The 18270-nt window shown below is 43.1% G+C and carries 19 protein-coding genes and 1 riboswitch; of the genes, 14 read left to right on the top strand and 5 right to left on the bottom strand.

Annotated features, from left to right (window positions below; translation table 11 throughout):
* Window positions 1-143: 143 nt before the first annotated feature.
* From J7I93_RS16030 to J7I93_RS16000, 7 genes are all read left to right on the top strand, one after another.
* Window positions 144-1013: a cation diffusion facilitator family transporter gene (locus J7I93_RS16030; RefSeq protein ID WP_214726864.1), complete on the top strand. Its 870-nt coding sequence runs from the start codon at window positions 144-146 to the stop codon at window positions 1011-1013.
* 215 nt (window positions 1014-1228) lie between these two features.
* A riboswitch (TPP riboswitch) is annotated at window positions 1229-1342 on the top strand.
* Between the two features lie 123 nt (window positions 1343-1465).
* Window positions 1466-3250, top strand: coding sequence for a phosphomethylpyrimidine synthase ThiC (gene thiC, locus J7I93_RS16025; RefSeq protein ID WP_214726863.1), 1785 nt, complete (start codon window positions 1466-1468; stop codon window positions 3248-3250).
* A gap of 396 nt (window positions 3251-3646) precedes the next feature.
* On the top strand, window positions 3647-4255 hold the full coding sequence (gene tenI, locus J7I93_RS16020; protein ID WP_214726862.1) for a thiazole tautomerase TenI: 609 nt from the start codon (window positions 3647-3649) through the stop codon (window positions 4253-4255).
* A complete protein-coding gene (gene thiO, locus J7I93_RS16015) occupies window positions 4256-5377 on the top strand; it encodes a glycine oxidase ThiO (protein ID WP_214726861.1) in 1122 nt (373 codons plus the stop codon).
* Window positions 5378-5392: 15 nt separating this feature from the next.
* A complete protein-coding gene (thiS, locus tag J7I93_RS16010) occupies window positions 5393-5596 on the top strand; it encodes a sulfur carrier protein ThiS (RefSeq protein ID WP_214726860.1) in 204 nt (67 codons plus the stop codon).
* A gap of 1 nt (window position 5597) precedes the next feature.
* A complete protein-coding gene (locus J7I93_RS16005) occupies window positions 5598-6365 on the top strand; it encodes a thiazole synthase (RefSeq protein ID WP_214726859.1) in 768 nt (255 codons plus the stop codon).
* Window positions 6362-7381: a MoeB/ThiF family adenylyltransferase gene (locus tag J7I93_RS16000; RefSeq protein WP_214726858.1), complete on the top strand. Its 1020-nt coding sequence runs from the start codon at window positions 6362-6364 to the stop codon at window positions 7379-7381. The genes J7I93_RS16005 and J7I93_RS16000 overlap by 4 nt, the downstream gene beginning before the upstream one ends.
* A gap of 58 nt (window positions 7382-7439) precedes the next feature.
* Here J7I93_RS16000 and J7I93_RS15995 read toward each other — a convergent pair whose 3' ends face one another.
* A complete protein-coding gene (locus tag J7I93_RS15995; protein WP_214988250.1) occupies window positions 7440-7880 on the bottom strand; it encodes a hypothetical protein in 441 nt (146 codons plus the stop codon).
* Between the two features lie 254 nt (window positions 7881-8134).
* Between J7I93_RS15995 and J7I93_RS15990 the strand changes: the two genes are divergently transcribed.
* Window positions 8135-8644 (top strand): VOC family protein, encoded by a 510-nt coding sequence (locus J7I93_RS15990; protein ID WP_214726857.1) that lies wholly within the window; start codon window positions 8135-8137, stop codon window positions 8642-8644.
* A gap of 81 nt (window positions 8645-8725) precedes the next feature.
* Here J7I93_RS15990 and J7I93_RS15985 read toward each other — a convergent pair whose 3' ends face one another.
* The gene (locus tag J7I93_RS15985; RefSeq protein ID WP_214726856.1) at window positions 8726-9103 is read right to left on the bottom strand and encodes a VOC family protein; all 378 of its coding nucleotides are present in this window, start codon (window positions 9101-9103) and stop codon (window positions 8726-8728) included.
* A 201-nt stretch (window positions 9104-9304) separates the two neighbouring features.
* Between J7I93_RS15985 and J7I93_RS15980 the strand changes: the two genes are divergently transcribed.
* Window positions 9305-9847, top strand: a complete 543-nt coding sequence (locus J7I93_RS15980; protein WP_214726855.1) for a DUF3267 domain-containing protein — start codon at window positions 9305-9307, stop codon at window positions 9845-9847.
* 69 nt (window positions 9848-9916) lie between these two features.
* A complete protein-coding gene (locus J7I93_RS15975; protein WP_214726854.1) occupies window positions 9917-10090 on the top strand; it encodes a hypothetical protein in 174 nt (57 codons plus the stop codon).
* A 336-nt stretch (window positions 10091-10426) separates the two neighbouring features.
* On the opposite strand, the gene J7I93_RS15970 is transcribed toward J7I93_RS15975, so the two are convergent.
* Both J7I93_RS15970 and J7I93_RS15965 read right to left on the bottom strand, forming a co-directional pair.
* A complete protein-coding gene (locus tag J7I93_RS15970; RefSeq protein ID WP_214988248.1) occupies window positions 10427-12085 on the bottom strand; it encodes a bifunctional metallophosphatase/5'-nucleotidase in 1659 nt (552 codons plus the stop codon).
* A gap of 9 nt (window positions 12086-12094) precedes the next feature.
* Window positions 12095-13297 carry an NAD(P)/FAD-dependent oxidoreductase gene (locus tag J7I93_RS15965; protein WP_214726853.1) on the bottom strand — a complete coding sequence of 401 codons (1203 nt, stop codon included), beginning with the start codon at window positions 13295-13297 and terminating at the stop codon, window positions 12095-12097.
* Window positions 13298-13460: 163 nt separating this feature from the next.
* On the opposite strand from J7I93_RS15965, the gene J7I93_RS15960 reads away from it, so the two are divergent.
* The 3 genes from J7I93_RS15960 (at window position 13461) to J7I93_RS15950 (ending at window position 16742) form a co-directional block, all read left to right on the top strand.
* Window positions 13461-15071 (top strand): ATP-binding protein, encoded by a 1611-nt coding sequence (locus J7I93_RS15960; RefSeq protein WP_214726852.1) that lies wholly within the window; start codon window positions 13461-13463, stop codon window positions 15069-15071.
* 3 nt (window positions 15072-15074) lie between these two features.
* A complete protein-coding gene (locus J7I93_RS15955; protein WP_214726851.1) occupies window positions 15075-15743 on the top strand; it encodes a response regulator in 669 nt (222 codons plus the stop codon).
* A 636-nt stretch (window positions 15744-16379) separates the two neighbouring features.
* A complete protein-coding gene (locus J7I93_RS15950) occupies window positions 16380-16742 on the top strand; it encodes a hypothetical protein (protein ID WP_214726850.1) in 363 nt (120 codons plus the stop codon).
* 90 nt (window positions 16743-16832) lie between these two features.
* On the opposite strand, the gene J7I93_RS25430 is transcribed toward J7I93_RS15950, so the two are convergent.
* Window positions 16833-16964, bottom strand: a complete 132-nt coding sequence (locus J7I93_RS25430; RefSeq protein ID WP_285289083.1) for a hypothetical protein — start codon at window positions 16962-16964, stop codon at window positions 16833-16835.
* A gap of 268 nt (window positions 16965-17232) precedes the next feature.
* Here J7I93_RS25430 and J7I93_RS15945 point away from each other — a divergent pair, with 268 nt between their 5' ends.
* On the top strand, window positions 17233-18237 hold the full coding sequence (locus J7I93_RS15945) for a tripartite tricarboxylate transporter substrate binding protein (RefSeq protein ID WP_214726849.1): 1005 nt from the start codon (window positions 17233-17235) through the stop codon (window positions 18235-18237).
* Window positions 18238-18270: the final 33 nt, after the last annotated feature.

Here is an 18270-nt window from a genome sequence, read left to right as displayed (position 1 = left end):
CACCCCCTCCTACTCGATTGATTTTCCCGGCTGCAACTTACTTGTACCCTGCTCACATATTTAAAAATATACAAAAAGATTGCTCTAGACCCACCTGCATTCTAGTTGGTAATATAGTCAAGTGCTATATAGGGGGCAAGAGTATGGAAGAGGAAAAGTATAAGAATTTAAAACTGGGAGAACGGGCTGCCATCATTAGTATTGCTGCTTACATATGCCTTTCTGTCCTAAAGCTAGTAATTGGTTATATGAGTGGCTCTGCTGCATTGAAAGCAGATGGCCTTAACAATACAACCGATATCATAGCATCTGTTGCTGTCCTCATCGGCTTGAGAATATCACAGAGGCCGCCTGATAAAAATCACGGGTATGGCCACTGGAAAAGTGAAACAATAGCATCGATGGTTGCCTCCTTTATCATGGCAGCGGTGGGGCTGCAAGTGCTGATGAATGCTGTCTCCTCCATGTTTGAAGGGGTGCAGGAGTCTCCTGACATCATGGCCGCTTATACCGGCGTATTTTCCGGCCTGGCCATGTACTTTGTTTATCGTTACAACAAAAAATTAGCCCTTAAAATTAACAGCAAAGCTGTAATGGCAGCGGCAAAGGATAATATCTCTGATGCTTGGGTAAGTTTTGGGGCCGCCATTGGGATATTTGGATCACAACTGAATATGCCCTGGCTTGATCCCGTGACGGCCATTATTGTCGGGCTTTTAATATGCAAAACAGCCTGGGATATCTTTAGGCAGGCTTCGCATGATCTTTCAGATGGCTTTGATGAAAATAAAATCAAACACTATCATGAGGTCATTGTAAAAATAGATGGGGTTAAAGGGATCAAAGATATTAAAGGCAGAAGCTACGGAAACAATGAAGTCATAGATGTGGTCATTCTTGTTAATTCCGCGCTGGATATTAAGGAAGCCCATGATATTGCGACACATGTGGAGAGAGTGATGAAGAATGATTATGGGGTGTATGATGTTCATGTTCATGTGGAGCCGAATTAGGGAAAGCAAGAAATAAAATGCCTGTTGCCGGTTTGGACAGGCTTCCCTTGTGATAGACAAAAGGATTTACACTAGTATAAAGGCCCTGGATAACGGGATTTGCGACTGCTCCTGCTGGAACGGGAAAGCATGGAATTTTTGTGTATATTGGAGGAGTTTTAAAAAAAACCTTTTATTTATTTCCTGCTTTATGTATACTGAAGTTGAATTTTAATAGCAATAACTAGGGGTGCCCAATAGTTTGGGCTGAGAAAGAAACACGTTAAGTTTCTTGACTCTTTGGACCTGATCTGGATCATACCAGCGTGGGGAAGTTAGTGAGTGCAAAGTTTTTTTGTACAAAACATCTACGGTTAAGCCGGTCCATATTCATGTGGACCGGCTTTTTTACATATCTGGCACTTCCTTGGCTCTAGATCTCGTCCTTACATTTTTATAAGGGAGAGATTCGAATGACTGCAAGTTCATTAAATCAAGAACATATTTCCATTATGTCGGGCTTTACAGGCAGCAAAAAAATCTATGTGGGAGGATCCAGACCTGATATGAAGGTTCCTATGCGTGAGATTGAACTAAGTCCCACGAGCGGAACTTTTGGAGAAGAAATCAATCATCCGGTTCGCGTATATGATACGAGCGGCCCTTATACGGATCCTAAATATTTGGCAGATCTTAAAAAAGGGCTTCCTGCCCTGCGAAATGGTTGGATTCATGAGCGCGGGGATGTTGAAGAGTATGATGGGCGGAAAATTAAGCCTGAGGATAATGGGTATCAAAAAGAGAACGATCCGCGTGCCAATCATAAAGTTTTTACAGGATTAGCCCGCAAGCCATTGCGTGCGAAAAAAGGAGAAAATGTCACCCAGCTTCACTATGCCAAAAACGGAATCATCACTCCTGAGATGGAGTTTATAGCCATTAGAGAAAACATGGACCCGGAATTTGTCCGTTCTGAAGTAGCCAGGGGCCGGGCAATCATTCCTGCTAATATCAATCACCCAGAAACAGAGCCAATGATTATAGGGAGAAATTTCCACGTTAAAATTAATGCGAACATTGGAAACTCTGCCGTTTCATCCTCTATTGAAGAAGAGGTAGAAAAAATGACCTGGGCTACACGCTGGGGAGCAGATACGATCATGGATCTATCCACAGGTAAAAATATTCATACCACACGTGAATGGATAATCAGAAACTCTGCAGTCCCAGTCGGCACCGTTCCAATCTATCAAGCCCTCGAAAAGGTTAACGGCATCGCCGAGGATCTTACGTGGGAGGTTTATCGTGACACCTTAATTGAACAAGCGGAGCAAGGGGTTGACTACTTTACCATTCATGCAGGTGTTCTTCTTCGGTATGTTCCGTTAACAGCAAAACGGTTAACCGGAATTGTATCGAGGGGCGGATCCATTATGGCCCAGTGGTGTTTGCATCATCATAAAGAAAACTTTTTATATACTCATTTTGAAGAAATCTGCGAAATTATGAAATCCTATGATGTGGCCTTCTCCCTGGGGGATGGATTGCGGCCGGGATCGATTGCAGATGCCAACGACGAGGCTCAATTTGCAGAGCTCGAGACACTTGGGGAACTGACCCAAATTGCCTGGGAACACGATGTGCAGGTTATGGTAGAGGGACCAGGCCATGTTCCCATGCACTTAATTAAAGAGAATATGGATAAACAATTGGAAATCTGCAAGGAAGCGCCATTCTACACACTCGGCCCCCTTACGACTGATATCGCTCCCGGATATGATCATATTACCTCTGCAATCGGGGCTGCCATGATAGGCTGGTTTGGAACCGCAATGCTTTGCTATGTTACCCCTAAAGAACATTTGGGTTTGCCAAATCGGGATGATGTCCGCGAGGGTGTCATTACTTATAAAATAGCTGCACATGCCGCGGATTTGGCAAAGGGCCACCCAGGCGCACAAAAAAGAGATGATGCCCTGTCAAAAGCCCGGTTTGAATTCCGATGGAGGGATCAATTCAATCTATCACTGGATCCTGAACGTGCTTTGGAATACCATGATGAGACGTTGCCGGCTGAAGGGGCAAAAACAGCACACTTTTGTTCCATGTGCGGGCCCAAATTTTGCAGCATGAGAATTTCTCAGGATATTCGCAATTATGCTAAGGAGCAAAGGCTTGGCACGGAGGAAGCGATAAAGAAAGGCTTGGAAGAAAAAGCGGATGAATTCCAGCAAGCCGGGGGTCGTATTTATCAGTAGTCTTATTATAGTTTAATAGAAATTATGTCCGCTGGGGTGCTGCTTCAAGGGTGAGATTAAAGCAAAAGCTTTTAGACCCTTAGAACCTGATCGGGATAATTCAAGCGTAGGGAAGTGGAGTATCGGGAAATTTATAGCCCCATACAGCCGCTTCCTATTTGGAGGCGGTTTTAAGTTTTATAATCTGGCTCTGTTAAAGTCCATTTTTAATATTAGCACGTGTTGATTGGAACGGAAGGCGCGAGACTCCTGCGGGAGTGCGGATCAAAGGGAGACCCCACAGGCGCAAAGCGCCGAGGAGGCTCCCGGACCGCCCGCGGAAAGCGAGTGCCTGTAGTGGAAATCAACACCAAAGGTTAACAGAGCCTAAAATTTAATAAAGGTAGGGAGTTGGCCATGAGGAAACAGCTTCATGTTATATCGGATGGAAAGCTATCTCTAGAGGCTTTTGCTGAAATAGCAAGTGACCTGGAACCCTTTACCGATAGATTCCACTTGCGGGAAAAACATCGAACTTCAAGGGAGCTATTTACAGGAGTAAAGCTGCTTCTTAAAGAGGGAATCCCTATTCATAAAATCGTTATAAATGATCGGGTGGATGTTGCCTGGGCGTTTAAAACGGGTGTGCAGCTTGCTTTTCACAGTCTGCCAGTCCACGTTGTAAGAAGGCATTTTCCTGATATGCCAATCGGCTGTTCCGTACATTCTCTTGAAGAAGCCGAAGAGGCAACAAAACAAGGAGCAGATTATGTTCTGTTTGGCCACATTTTTGAAACAGATTCTAAGAAGGGAGTTCCGCCAAGAGGAATTGGGGCATTGGAGGCTGTTAAAAGGAGAAATGATATCCCAGTATTGGCTATTGGCGGCATTAAACATGAGAACGTTCCTGAAGTTTTGGAGGCGGGAGCAGATGGCATTGCTGTAATGTCGGGGATTTTACAGGCAAAGGATCCTGTTGAGGCAGCAAAGCTATTTTCAAAGAAATTAAACGAGGAGGGGCAGTGAATGAGAAAAGTGTATGACGCTGTAATTGTGGGGGGAGGCATTAACGGAAGCTCCATTGCTTTTCAGCTAGCTAAAAGAGGATATAAAGTGGCAATTTTGGAAAGGGGAAAAATCGCCGGCAAGGCTTCCGGAGCTGCAGCAGGAATTTTAGGTGCACAAACCGAGCTGACAGAAGATGGCCCGCTGTTTCAATTGGCATGTAAAAGCCGAGGCATGTTTCCGAGACTTGTCCCTGAACTGGAAGAGCTATCACATGTACATATTGGCTATGAAAATAAGGGCATGTATAAAGTGGCGGCTGATGAAGATCAAGAGCTGGAATTAAAAAGACTAATAGAAAGCCAGCGAAAAGCGGGTGAGCAGGCTGATTGGCTTTCGATTGATGAACTGATCAAACGGGAGCCATCCGTGTCTGACAAATTGCGGGGTGCCATATATATACCAAATGATGGCCAGGTTCAAGCCTATGAATTGTCACTTGCCTTTGCAAAAGCTTCAACGGTCCTCGGCGCTGAAATCTATGAGTATACAAGTGTATCAGAGTTTATTTTAAAAGATGAAAAAGTCCATGGGGTCATAACCGACCTGGGAGAATTCCTGGCAGAATCCGTTATAGTCGCCACCGGAGCCTGGAGCAGGATGCTTCTTGAAAAAACAGGCTTGTCACTGCCGATTATTCCGGTTAAAGGAGAATGCTTCTCGGTCGCTGCCCAGAGACCGCTTATAAAAGGGACTATTTTTTCACATGGATGCTATATCGTTCCTAAGCAATCAGGGAGATTAGTAGTAGGAGCGACCGTTAAGGTAAATTCATTTGATGAGAAGGTGACTCTTGAAGGGATATCTTCGCTGATGGAAAAGGCGAAAAACCTCGTTCCGGATATAGCAAATGCGGAATGGGAGCGCGCCTGGACAGGAATCCGCCCGCAATCGGCTGATGGCCAGCCTTTTTTAGGAGAACATCCTGCCTACAGGGGATTATATATTGCGGCTGGTCATTTCAGGAATGGGATCCTCCTTGCTCCGGCAACAGGAGAGCTCATGGCAGACATCCTCGAAGGAAAAACGGAGACATCAAACCCATTCGAGCTGTCCCGCCTTGAATCTTTAGTCCATATGTAAAAAAGGGGTGCTTACATGAAAGTTATCATTAATGGGGAGAGTATTCATCTTCCGGATACAGTTAAACGTGTTTCTCTTTTGCTCAACCATTTCGAGCTGGAGCAAAAGGTAGTCATTGTTGAATTAAATCAAACTATTTTAGATAAATCGATGCATGCTGAAACCGTTTTAACGGATGGAGATCGAATTGAAATCGTACACTTTGTAGGAGGCGGATAATATGCTGAAAATTGGACCCTATGAATTTAACTCAAGGCTGCTGCTGGGAACAGGGAAATTTCCAAACTTTGATATTCAAAAGGAAGCGGTAGAAGCTTCTGATACAGAGGTGCTTACGTTTGCTGTACGCCGCATGAACATTTTCGAAGCGAACCAGCCCAACTTTTTGGAAAAGCTGGATTTAAAGAAATATAAATTGCTGCCCAATACTGCGGGAGCAAGTACAGCCGAGGAAGCTGTCCGGATTGCCAGGCTATCCAAGGCTTCAGGGCTTTGCGATATGATCAAGGTTGAGGTAATCGGCTGCACCAAGACACTTCTCCCTGATCCGGTTGAAACACTTAAAGCAGCAGAAATCCTATTAAACGAAGGCTTTATCGTCCTTCCGTATACCTCTGATGATGTAGTCCTTGCAAGGAAGCTGGAAGAACTGGGCTGCCACGCGGTCATGCCATGTGCTTCGCCAATTGGTTCAGGTCAGGGAATTATCAATCCTGTTAATCTACAATTTATTATTGAACAGGCTACAGTACCGATTCTTGTGGACGCCGGGATTGGGAGCCCGGCAGATGCGGCATTGGCCATGGAGCTGGGTGCGGATGGAGTCCTATTAAATACAGCTGTTTCCTCTGCCAAAGATCCGGTCAAAATGGCAAAAGCAATGAAACTGGCCATTGAAGCAGGGCGGTTAGGCTACGAGGCCGGCAGGATGCCAAAAAAACGTTACGCAACAGCAAGCAGCCCGGCGGAAGGAATGGTTTTTAGTTGAATGTGCGATACTCCCGCCAGATCTTATTCCCTCCAATCGGCAAAGAAGGCCAGAAAAAGCTTGGAGAAAAACATGTTTTAATTGTGGGCGCTGGTGCATTAGGTGCTGCAAACGCAGAAACGCTCGCAAGGGCAGGCGTCGGCAAGCTAACAATCGCCGATCGCGATTATGTGGAATGGAGCAATCTGCAGCGCCAGCAGCTTTATTGTGAAGAAGATGCTGAGCAAAAAACACCAAAAGTCATCGCCGCTGCTAACCGATTGAAAGCCATTAATTCAGAGGTGCAAATCATCCCCCGCATTATGGATGTTGGGGTACAGGAATTAGAAGAGCTGGTTGTGGGTGCAGATTTAATCATTGACTCAACAGACAATTTTGATATTCGCTTTTTAATCAATGATATAGCTCAAAAGCACAGGATTCCATGGATCTATGGAGGCTGTGTCGGAAGCTACGGATTGAGCTATACTATTTTGCCGGGGGGTTCACCTTGTCTGCAATGCTTGATGGACAAACTGCCATTAGGGGGAATCACCTGCGATACGGTGGGTGTTATTCAGCCTGCCATTCAAATGGTTGTCTCTCACCAGTCTGCAGAAGCATTAAAAATATTAACGGAAGACTTCGAATCATTACGGGGGACACTTGTCTCTTTTGATATTTGGAAAAATCATTATAGCTCTATTAACGTATCTTCTCTAAAAAATCCTGAGTGTTCATCGTGTGGGAGCAGCAGAGCATACCCCTTTCTATCTTATGAAAATCAGACAAAGGCAGCGCTGTTATGTGGCAGGGATACCGTGCAAATAAGGCCTTCAGCCCTTCAGAATATTGATTTTGCCTATCTGGAAAAAGTCCTGGTGTCTCATGGAATCAAAGTAGAGAGCAATCCTTATTTGCTTTCGTTTTCGATCGGCGAGAAGAGGTTGGTCGTCTTTAAAGATGGAAGAGTGCTGGTTCATGGGGTAAATGACGTTCTCCAGGCTAAAAACCTGTATCATCGCTATTTCGGTTAACGTAAACAGAAAAATGCGCCTCCGAATGATATATCGGGGGGCGCATTTTTATTTGGCCTTAGCGGCTTTTTAACAGAAGTTTATCCAATTCACGTACTTGATCATATGCGTTTACTAGATGTTCAGGTACCAATGTCCGTCCATATTCCCACGAGTTTCTTTCAATTACAGACATCAGCTGCTCTATTTCCTCATCTTCTCCGTACATTAAAGTCTTGATATCATGTTTGTTTTTCTTGAAATCCAGATAATAGCCGATTTCATGATAAAGAAGCAATTTGACAATATTTTCTTCAGTCTCTCTGATTTTGAAATTAATTTTGGCTATGTATCCGTTCACTTGCAGGTAGTTAAATTTTATTGTATTGGTTGAAACGTTATAGTTCATAGGTGCATTAAGTTTATTGTTGAATTCATAGTTTATGTTCAAGCGATGTTCGGCTAAGGTGTTTTTAATAATCTTCTCGATATCCCAAATATAAAGCACTTTGTTTATCACAATCCTTTCCTAATAATTTGTGCCGTTGACTTGATTATACAAGCATGCTGGAAAGGGGAATAGGCTTTTCAGGTGAAATAGGTCTAATTGGTTAGAAACTGGCAGAATCTGAATAAAGATACGGTGTACCGTTAATGTTAAACGGGGGATTTGGATCATGTACAGTATAGTGAGTTAAGGAAATAACAGGTAATTTAAATTCTATTTAGGTTAGAATGGGTGATAAAGGAAGCAGTTTGATAGGAGCTGGGACGATGAATAATAAAATCCAAAAAATCACCCCCAATTTGTGGTTCAATACGGAAGCAGAAGAAGCAGTGAGGTTTTATACGTCTATTTTTAAGAACTCCCATATTAACAGGGTTACTCGCTATGGAAAAGAAAGACATGAAATTGGCGGTATTTCAGAGGGAGCCGTCATGACAGTAGGATTTCAGCTGGAAGGGCAAGAATTTGTTGCGTTAAACGGAGGACCCCAATTCAAATTTACAGAAGCCATATCCTTTATTGTCCATTGTGAGAATCAAGAAGAGATAGACTATTATTGGGAGAGGCTAGTGGAAGGCGGAGACGAAACGGCACAGGTTTGCGGCTGGCTGAAAGATAAATTCGGTGTATCTTGGCAAATTGTACCCGCCCAATTAAGTGAAATGATCAGCGGCCCAGATCCTGAAAAATCGGAAAGGGTGATGAAGGCGTTGCTTCAAATGAAGACAAAATTGGATTACAATCTTTTGAAGAGAGTGTATGAGGGGAAAGGGTAAACCTAGTTTAAAGTAACATTTCATGTAAAGAAGACCTGTCACAGCTGCATGCTGCAGATCGTAGACAGGTCTTTTTTTGTTTTATTTATCTTCCCTTAACAGATATTCATTTCCATCCTGGTCTTTAAATGTAAACATGGTTCCAAATGGCATTCTTATCATGTCCTCAACTTCTACCCCATTTTGCTTCATTTTTTCATAAGCGGCTTCGATATCGGTGGTGCTGAAAAGAATGGATGGATGGGCAACGGCAGCAGGTTTTTGCTGCTCCATTAATGTCTTGGAGTAAAGAACTAAAGTTGTAAACTCGTCATCGCTTGGTCCGACTTCTATCCAGGTGGCATTTGGACCCATTGGCTGTTCAAGCTTTAAAGCAAACCCCATTTTATTGAGCCAGAAATCCTTTGCCTGTTCTTGGTCCTGGACATATATAGTTATTTTTCCAATTTTATTGATCATCGTGAACGCTCCTTAGCTTCATTTGCTTATATAAAAGGAGTTTATCAATTTAAAATGGCAAAAGCAATTTCAGTTATGGTGAACGCTGTTTCATTTTATATCCCAAGTTTAATGATTTTGCCGAAAATTAAATCTGTGAAACTTTGCCATTTCTAATCCGTAAATATAAGAGGGACCGAATGGCGCGGGGGGGGGGAAGATTTGGATAAAAAGAAAGAAACAGTTGTATCTATTTCAATGGTAAAATTGCAAATATATTTAACGATTGCGACCGTTGTGTTGATATTCGGGGTACTCTTTTTACATGCCTTGCTTTATCGTGAAGGGGCGATCAACTTTCACTTTACCGGCTTTCTTTTATTTATAGCCGGTATGATGGTGATGATTATTTTACATGAAGCGATTCATTTAGCAGGTTTTCGATATATAGGCGGTGTGCCATGGAATGAGATGACCTGGGGGGTCAATCTGAAGTTAGGTGTGGCGTATGCTCATGCGAAACAGCCTATTACGGTTCAGCAAATGAAAAGGGTTTTATTATTGCCCTTTATTCCGACTGGTGTATTGCCGCTTGTTCTGGGAATCGTGCTAAACATGCCTGCTTTATCCATTCTGGGGGCATTATTGACAACAGGCTGTTTGGGCGATTTAGTTTTATATCAAAAGCTTTTAAGGTTTTCAAATGATGCCCTGGTCATGGACCATCCGACTAAACCGCAATTTACCGTTTATGAATCATGTTGAGAGCGTAAGCAAAGGGATGAATCAATGTGGCAGACAGTCTGAAGAAACTTGTAGAAGGAGTTGTCCGTTTTGAAAATAACAACATCATTATTGCTAATTATCCTGTTCATGCAGTTCTCAACCCTTATAAATGTGACCGTTTTTAATGGTGAATGGAACGGAATTAATTTAGCGTTGCATACTGTATTTTTTATTCTTGCACTTGGAATGACTGCTCAAGTGAAAAAAACGAACGAGAGCTGATTAGTCAGGAATTCTTATATTTGTTGTCCCAACTTATAAATACATTTGTGAAAAAGAATGAAAATAGAGCTGCAAGAGCAGAGATTAGCAGGTTTCTCATTGAGTCTAAACCATAAAGCTGGAATCCGATAAGCAGGGAATAGTTTGAACATAGTCGCAGGTTATCCATTACAAATGGCTGTCTTCTGAAAGACAGGAAAGAATAAGCAAAAAAGCATCATGAAATAAATATATTTTTTCATGCGATCACTCTCTCGTTAACTATTTTATAGAAAAGAATATGCTGCCAGTCCGATTTTTATTAGAGAAATTAAGAAGGGCGAATCCTCATGTGTTTCAGTCACGAGGATTCGCCCTTCTTTCGTTATCTATTTTTCGAATCCGCCCCTCAATCTCCGTACTAAACGGCTGCGGCAGCTGTTGAATATAATCGACTAACGCCTCAATATCCGTTGGCCCAGTTTCTCTGTTTGTTCCTTTACGGAAGACGGTGAAATTGTCTCCGCCTTCAGCCAGATAGGTGTTTACGGCGACTGAATAGCTCTGGCCGGGATCGAGCTTTGTTCCATCCTCCGCGGTGATATCGATTACTTTTTTACCGCGGGGCTGGCTGTCATCCCATGTGTAAGTGAAACCAGATATCTGCAGGATTCTAGTTGCATTTGGCTGCCATTGCTGATTCAGGACGTCGCGGATTTGCCTGCCCGTTAGATTCATTTTGACGAGCTGATTATTAAAAGGAAGGACAGTGTACAGGCTGCCCCAAGTGACGCTGCCTGCATCAATGTCAGCCCGTATTCCGCCGGGATTGATGAAAGCGAAATCGGTGTTCATGGCAGCACGCTGGGAGTCGGCAATGAGATTGCCAAGAGCGGATTCACCGCTTTGATTCCGTTCGGCCGTCATTCGATTCGCAGCAGTTCCTACATCTCTGTTTACAATCGGTTCCACTCTTTTTTCATACTTCTCGATCATCCGGGTAATGTCACTAGCCGGTTGGATATTCTCTTGATAAACGGTCATGATTTCCGCCTTCTTGCTGACAATATCCTTTGTGTTCCGGTCGATTTCAATATCTACATCTGAAAAGGCCGTTCCATATGAATAGGATTGGATCAGCAGTTTCCCATCTACCATGCTATTTAAATAAGCATGATTATGGCCGCCGTAAAGAATGTCCACTTCATCGTCCACATTTTTAGCTAATTCGATTAACGGGCCGGTGGGCTGTTCCCCGCTTGCTTTTGACTTTCCGGGGATATGGGCCAGCACAACAATTGCTCTGACTCCTTTTTTCTTTAGCTCGCTGACATACTTGTTAATGGCTTCTGCTTCATCTGTAAACGTTAATCCTTTTACCCCGCTTGGTGCCACAAGGTTCGGAGTTTCCTTCATGACGACTCCAATAAACCCAATCGGTATCCCGCTTCTTTTTAAAATTTTATAGGGAGGAAGGAGGGGCTTGCCTGTATGATTGCTGATCACATTAGCGGCTACCCATGGAAATCGGGATCCGGTAAAGCCTGCAGTGGCCGTAGGTTTGACGCCATACAGAAGCCGAATCAGTTCAGCAGCTCCTTCATCAAATTCATGATTTCCGACTGTTCCAATATCAAATCCCATCCGATTGAGGAAATGGATGGTGGGTTCATCCTGTAAAAGAGCCGATACCGGAGGACTTGCTCCGATCATATCACCGACATGAAGCAGTATCGTATTTTCACTTTCAGCTGCAAACTGGCGAAGGTAGGCAGCCAGGTAATCAGCGCGGCCGGCGGGCTGGCCATTGACCTGCCGGGTTACATTCAGCTGGCCATGGAAGTCGTTTATGCCCAGGAGCTTAATTTTGGGATTTAGAGACTCTGAACGTTCGTCAATATGGCCGTGATAATCTTCTGAAAGGCCCTGTTTATCCCAGGCTGCGAGTCCTGATACAGTCTGCCAAGGAAACAGCCATTGTACGCTCACCAGTAAAATAATCATAAATGTATTCATTTTAACCACCTAACTGCGGTCCAGCCGGACAATATCTGCAGCCGGATGGTAGTTATATTTTATTAAATCCCGAATGATCATGGCGCCGATCATGCTGCAGACAGTTCCATTTCCTCCGAATCCAAGAAGCAAGTAAACATTCTTATGTTTCGGATGTTCCCCGATTAAAGGGAGACCGTCAAATGTATTGGCATAAACCGAATTGTATTCATACTCCACTTTCGCTTCCAAATTAGAGAATAGCTCTTTGACAGAGTCCAACAGCTTTTCTGTTTTCCTTTTAAAATCTTTTCTGCTATATCCGCCAACAGGTTCGGTTTCATCAAGACCCCCGGCAATGAGCCGTTTTTCATCACTGAGGCTGATATATAAATAGGGCCGTTTCGTTTCCCAGATCAGGCAATCTTCGTACCATCGCTCACGGTCGCTGAGAGGATCGGTAACAATCGCATGTGTCCGGGAAAGGGTGATTTTTTTCGTGTTCATAAAATCCAGCGTATCATAGCCGGTTGCAAATATAACTTTTTTGGCGGAAATTGAGCCGCCATTTGTTTTAAAAGTATGTTTCTTAACACCAAGTTCGTAATCCTTCATCGCCGTGTTTTCGTAAATCTTCACACCTTTGCCGGCTGCACTCTCTGTCACTGCCTGGCAAAATTTCAGGGGATTTACCCGGGCATCACCAAGGGTATAAATCGCACCAGGTTTGGTGAATGGGAACTTGGACCTGATTTCCTTTTCATCCATGAAGGCAACCGGAAAATCCAGTTTGGATAAGAGCATATACTCAGCCTTCAGCTTTGCCAGGTCGCTCTTGCTGCTTGAAAAATACAAGCTGCTTTTCTTTTCAAAGCCTGATTCGGTGCCGGAAGCAGCTGCAATACGTGCAAGCTCATCTATTGCTTTTTGGCTGAGCTTATAATAAGTGACTGCTTTCTCTTCGCCTATTTGAATGATCAGGTCAGTTAGCAGCTGATCGGACATGTAATGGAGGACACCGGTGTTTGCAGATGAAACCCTGGCACCGATTTTATTTTTATCGATCAGGACGGTATTCACTCCATACTCTCCAAGCAAAAAGGCACACAAAGCTCCGGAAAGACCTCCGCCTATAATTAACACATCGCATTCCAAATCATTGTCCAGCTTTTCGTACTCTTTGGAATTCCTGCTTGTCTCCGGCCAATATAATTTGCCCTGAAAAAGATCCATTTGGAGATCGTCCTTTCTGTGAAAAATAACAGTTTATTTTTCCACGAAAGGTTCCGTATTATGTGTAAAGCCATACATACGAAAAAGACCAAGATGACAAAGGGAAGAAATATTATTAGAATATTAATAGATTTATAAATTTTATGTTCAATCCGAGGTGACTATGAAAACCAAAAAACTTCCGATGTCTCTGCAAACAAAGATTATTGGTTCAAACATATTGAATACCATTTTTATCATTTTAATATTTCTCGTGATTTCTTTAGTGGTTGAATATAAGCATGTTGAAAAGCAAATGGGCAACCAGGCTCTTCAGCTGGCCATCGCTGTATCGGCCATGCCTACGGTTGTATCTTCCTTTGAGCAGGATAAGCCTTCAAAAATTCTGCAGCCGCTGGTTAACAAAATCAGAAGAGAAACGGGAGCTGAATTCATTGTCATCGGAAATGCAGAAGGAGTCCGCTATGCCCATCCGGATGAGAAGAAGCTTGGCCTGCCAATGGTTGGGGGAGATAACAGCCAGGCGCTAAAGGGCGAGTTTTATATATCCAAGGCTAAAGGCTCGCTTGGAAGGTCTATTAGAGGAAAGGGTCCAATTAAAAATGAGGAAGGACAGATTATCGGTGTTGTATCCGTTGGGTATTTAATGGAAGACCTGCAAGAGAAAGCAATTCAGCGTGGAAAAGAGATCGGCTTTATTTCTTTATTCGTTATCCTAATTGGGATGATCGCAAGCTATCTGCTGGCAAGGAATATCCGTAGAACCACTTTGGGGATGGAACCCTATGAGATGACCTCCTTGTATTTGGAAAGGAATGCGATCCTTTATTCCATAAAAGAAGGAATTATCTCTGTAGATAAACACGGTTTTATTAGAATGATCAACCAATCAGCCAAAAACTTATTGGGTGTGAAGGACGATATCTTGAATCAAAAAGTGGAAACGATTCTTCCAAACACAGGCGTCTATAAAGTGCTCCAAACAGGAGAACCTGACCGGGATCATGAGGTAACATTGCGAAATAAAAATGTTATCATCAATCGCACTCCCATCATTGAAAATGATCAAGTCATTGGTGTTGTCTCAACGTTCAGAGATAAGACAGAAATAAATAATATGGTCCAAACTTTAACAGAAGTAAAAAAATATTCAGAGGATCTGAGGGCGCAAACCCATGAATTTTCCAATAAACTTTATGTGTTATCAGGCCTGCTGCAATTGGAGAAGTATGATGAAGCCATTAAAATGATCCAGGCTGAATCCTCTGCGATCCAAAGCCAGAATAAGATCATTTTTGAACAAATTCATGACCCTAAAATTCAAGCCTTGCTTTTGGGTAAATTAGGAAAAGCTTCGGAGAAGAAGATTCAATTTATGATTGATGACAACAGCAGCATGGAAGCATTGCCGGCACATTTGTCTTATGCAGAAGTCATTTCCATTATCGGAAACCTGGTTGACAATGCATTTGAGGCGGTGGAGGGAAAGAAAGACGGTGAAGTGACGTTCTTTGCCATCGACGTAGGGAAAGACTTAGTTGTTGAGATTTATGATAACGGACAAGGCATTCCAGAAGATGAATCCGATAAAGTTTTTGAAAGGGGTTATTCCACCAAGGGAGAGCAGAACCGCGGCTATGGTTTGGCCATTGTCAAACAAGCTGTGGAAAGCCTGAACGGAACGATTGAGGTTCAATCCAAGCCTGGGGCTGGAACGGTTATTTCCATCTATCTGCCTAAAAATATCCCGAATCCAACAAAGAGAGGTGAATAGTCCATGAAAATCGCCATTGCAGAGGATGACTTCCGTGTCGCTTCCATTCATGAGCAATTTTTAGAAAAAATAGATGGTGTGAAGGTAGTGGGCAAGGCCTTAAATGCATCAGAAGCCATCGATCTATTAGAAGAACAAGAGGTAGATGTTTTATTATTGGATAACTATCTGCCGGACAGAAGCGGGGTCTCTTTACTGCCGGAACTGAGAAGTAACTATCCAAAGCTGGATGTCATTCTCATCACAGCTTCCACAGAGAAAAACGTGGTAGAGCCTGCTATTCGCAATGGGGTCCTTGATTATATTGTTAAGCCGGCTGATTTTAACAGATTTAAGGCTGCCCTGGAAAAAGTGATGAACCGGAGAGATGTGCTGGATTCTGGTAAAGAATTTAATCAGTCTGTCATTGATCAGGTCATCTTGGGACGTCCTCCTGCAGCAAATCCCGTCTCTCTTCCAAAAGGAATCGATCCATTAACACTGACAAAGGTTCAGGAAACAATGGAGAGACTACAGTATGGGATTAACGCAGAAGAATTAAGCGAGCATTTAGGTGCTTCGAGAACAACCGCAAGAAGATATTTGGAGTATTTAATATCCGAAGGAAAAGCTAAGGCGGAGCTGGAATATGGCATTGTCGGCAGGCCGGAGCGGAAATATTATTTGATATAAGCGGCACCTTTCTTTATAGAGAGGTGTTTTTTTATTGGTTCTTTATAATAACGGCTTTCAATTTCTTTATTAAAGGCTCTTTTCGTATAGATTGTTGTTTTTGGACTCTAAAGCTTGCCCGTTGATTTCCGCTCCAGTCACTTGCTTTCCGCGGGGAGGAACGGGAGCCTCCTCGGCGTTTCACGCCTGCGGGGTCTCCCGCTCCCTCTCCTCCCGCAGGACATTGAATAAACTTCCTCGAATAAGCACCGCAATCAACTCAGTAATTAAAACTAGCTTGTAAGCAACAAACTTTGCGAAAACAGCCTTATTAAATGATTACATCTTTTAATGGCAATAATAGCAGTTATTAAAGGCTGTTTACGCAAACTTGTACCTTTTTAAACAAGTAGTGAGAAGAGGTTGATTTCCGCTTCAGGATGCTCAGCGAACCGCAGGGCGGGCATTGAGCCTCCACGGCGCGCAGCGCCTGTGGGGTCTCACCTGTCCAACTTCTCCCGCCGGACTTTGAATAAGCTTCCTTGAATAAACACCGCACGAAGGAAATGCGATAGCATTTTCGAGGAGCTCGCATCTTACGCTCCAATCAACCAACCTTATTTATCATTTATTAAAACATGAGAGGAGAGGGATAAATTGAACATTACTTCAATAAAGTTCACCGATCCTCCTGTCTATCATCAATTTCCTCCGATTTATGAAAATTTAGGACTTCCTGAAGTATCTTCCTTTATAGAGCAGCGATTTGAATTTGCTTATACATCAGGGAAAACGGATAGAACGGGACATGGCAGCATTCGCCTGTATAAACAGCAAGGGGATCTCCAAGTAATAATCCCGGAAAAATTGTCTGGAATCGGTCCGGTCAGGCTGGAGAAATTGAAGCGCTTGTTATTGGAAAAGGTAAATGCAGATTTTATTCAAAATTTGGAATCAGAGCCGCCGGAACGGAAAGTCTACTATACTGATTTCCGGCGCAAGGGTAAAGGGCTGGATTGAGTTCAAGTCATTTGGCTCTTATTGAATGTACAGAGAAATCCAACCTTTTGTCTGAATGAATAGGGACAGATGGACTGTCCCCATTCTCTATTACTTCCTATGTTCTCTTTGTGCTTTTAAAGCGATTCTTTCAAGGCCGTTTGCTCTGTCGTCCGCAAATTCAACATCTTTCGGAAGCGCATTGTTCTGATGTTCAGATTTGTTTTTCTTGTTTTTAGCCATTTTTTCACCACCCTTATTTGCTTTCATCTTTAAGGATGCCGCTGAAAGACACCCGCGACTTTAGTTTGCATTCTTTTTTTCATGCTATGCTATTGATTTCCTCCTTTAGGTAACTCCAATTCCCAAATACTCAACCCTGTGAACAAAATGAACAAAATAGCCACAAAGGTTTTTATGCAGGATATTTTGAAAACGATTACATTTTTATTTTTCTGACTTATTATAGCGTTTAAGGATGGAAGAATTAGCGAACAAAGGGGGAAATACAATGAAAAGATTATTGGGTACGGCAGCTGCTTTGATGATGCTTGTGACTGCCGGATGTTCAAGCCAATCATCTGGCGGAAATACAAGTGCTAATGGGGAGTGGACACCCTCACAGCCAATTGAAATTACGGCACCTGCAGGGCCGGGCGGCGGCTGGGATACGACCGCAAGGATGGCATCTCAAGTTTTTGAACAAGAAAAAATCATTGATAAACGCTTGCCTGTTGTCAATAAAGCCGGCGGAGGGGGAGCGATTGGCTGGGCCTATGTCGCCGGTAAGGATGGAAGCCCGCACCATATGTTTGTTGGGTCACCTCCATTAGTATTGGTTCCTTTAAACGGACAATCTGAATATGGCTATGAAGACTTTACACCCATTGCAAATGTCATTGCCGATTATGGTGCATTTGTAGTAAAAGCAGATGCCAAATGGGACAACCTGAATGATTTATTTGAAGATATGAAAAAGGATCCTGCAAGTGTAAGTGTAATCGGTACCTCGTCTCCGGGAAGTATGGATCATATGCAATTTGTCAAAATTGCGAAAGCCGCCGGTGTTGATGTGACAAAGATTAAGTATATTTCAGATCCTGATGCAGGCGGGTTAACGGCTGTTCTGAATGGAAGTGTCGATGTTTATACAACAGGTGTTGCTGAAACGATTGAACAAGTAAGAGCAGGAAAAATTAAAGTCCTTGGAATCACTTCTGAAGAGCGATTGGAAGGGGAGGTTTTATCAGATTTCCCAACTGCTAAAGAACAGGGAATCGATGAGACATTCATTAACTGGAGAGGCTTCTTCGGACCTCCGAACATGGATCCTGCCGCTGTAAAATACTATGAGGAAAAATTTAAAGAGCTAAACGATTCACCAGCTTGGGAGGAAATCCGCAAAAAGTATGGCTGGGGAGAGCTTTATATGGACAGTGAAGAGTACAGTGAGTTTTTAAAGACAGAAGCGGAAGATATGGAGACGCTGCTTGAAGAATTAGGGCTGGCCCGATAATCTTTTGCCCAAATAAAATGAAAGATTGATAGA

This window comes from Bacillus sp. ISL-47 (genome assembly GCF_018613175.1).
GTDB lineage: Bacteria > Bacillota > Bacilli > Bacillales > Cytobacillaceae > Cytobacillus.
The sequence above is the reverse complement of the archived record's forward strand: the minus strand, read 5'-3'. Positions and strand labels throughout refer to the sequence as shown.

Bases quoted from the DNA above. Each gene is read 5' to 3' on its own strand.
- J7I93_RS16030 (WP_214726864.1), top strand. From the start codon at position 144: ATGGAAGAGGAAAAGTATAAGAATTTAAAACTGGGAGAACGGGCTGCC.
- thiC (WP_214726863.1), top strand. From the start codon at position 1,466: ATGACTGCAAGTTCATTAAATCAAGAACATATTTCCATTATGTCGGGC.
- tenI (WP_214726862.1), top strand. From the start codon at position 3,647: ATGAGGAAACAGCTTCATGTTATATCGGATGGAAAGCTATCTCTAGAG.
- thiO (WP_214726861.1), top strand. From the start codon at position 4,256: ATGAGAAAAGTGTATGACGCTGTAATTGTGGGGGGAGGCATTAACGGA.
- thiS (WP_214726860.1), top strand. From the start codon at position 5,393: ATGAAAGTTATCATTAATGGGGAGAGTATTCATCTTCCGGATACAGTT.
- J7I93_RS16005 (WP_214726859.1), top strand. From the start codon at position 5,598: ATGCTGAAAATTGGACCCTATGAATTTAACTCAAGGCTGCTGCTGGGA.
- J7I93_RS15990 (WP_214726857.1), top strand. From the start codon at position 8,135: ATGAATAATAAAATCCAAAAAATCACCCCCAATTTGTGGTTCAATACG.
- J7I93_RS15985 (WP_214726856.1), bottom strand. From the start codon at position 9,103: ATGATCAATAAAATTGGAAAAATAACTATATATGTCCAGGACCAAGAA.
- J7I93_RS15970 (WP_214988248.1), bottom strand. From the start codon at position 12,085: ATGAATACATTTATGATTATTTTACTGGTGAGCGTACAATGGCTGTTT.
- J7I93_RS15965 (WP_214726853.1), bottom strand. From the start codon at position 13,297: ATGGATCTTTTTCAGGGCAAATTATATTGGCCGGAGACAAGCAGGAAT.
- J7I93_RS15960 (WP_214726852.1), top strand. From the start codon at position 13,461: ATGAAAACCAAAAAACTTCCGATGTCTCTGCAAACAAAGATTATTGGT.
- J7I93_RS15955 (WP_214726851.1), top strand. From the start codon at position 15,075: ATGAAAATCGCCATTGCAGAGGATGACTTCCGTGTCGCTTCCATTCAT.
- J7I93_RS25430 (WP_285289083.1), bottom strand. From the start codon at position 16,964: ATGGCTAAAAACAAGAAAAACAAATCTGAACATCAGAACAATGCGCTT.
- J7I93_RS15945 (WP_214726849.1), top strand. From the start codon at position 17,233: ATGAAAAGATTATTGGGTACGGCAGCTGCTTTGATGATGCTTGTGACT.